The sequence below is a fragment of the Gluconobacter sp. P1D12_c genome, from assembly GCF_018812105.1.
In the GTDB taxonomy this organism is placed as follows: domain Bacteria; phylum Pseudomonadota; class Alphaproteobacteria; order Acetobacterales; family Acetobacteraceae; genus Gluconobacter; species Gluconobacter oxydans_A.
In genome coordinates this window covers 1-391 of sequence record NZ_JACSIQ010000707.1, presented here as the reverse complement: position 1 = coordinate 391, position 391 = coordinate 1, and the positions used below count along the sequence as shown (strand labels likewise).

Annotated in this window: 1 pseudogene; it reads right to left on the bottom strand. The window is 56.0% G+C overall.

The features are described 5' to 3' along the window. Positions 1–391: pseudogene (locus KP705_RS18835) on the bottom strand (IS481 family transposase); the annotation flags it as partial.

The following is a 391-nucleotide window of genomic DNA, read 5'->3' as shown; positions in this document are numbered from 1 at the left end:
TCCGGTAAGGGATGATGCTCAGGAGATGTTCGAGGAATTCCCAGGCTGTCTTCCGATCGGCTTTCCCGACGAGTTGTGTGACAGCGAATTTGCTTGTCCGGTCGATAGCAACGAAGAGGTGCTGCTTGCCCTCAGCGGTCTGGACTTCGGCAATATCGATGTGAAAAAAGCCGATGGGATAGCGTTTGAAGCGCTGGCGTTTGGGCTTGTCTCCCTCGATGTCCGGCAACCGGGATATCCCGTGACGCTGAAAGCAGCGATGCAGGGCCGAACGTGTCAGATGAGGAATGCTGGCCTGCAGGGCATAAAGGCAGTCATCCAGCGGCAGTAAAGTATGCCGGCGAAAAGCGACTGCCATGGCTTCTTCGGTTTCTGTCAGGCTCGTTGAGCG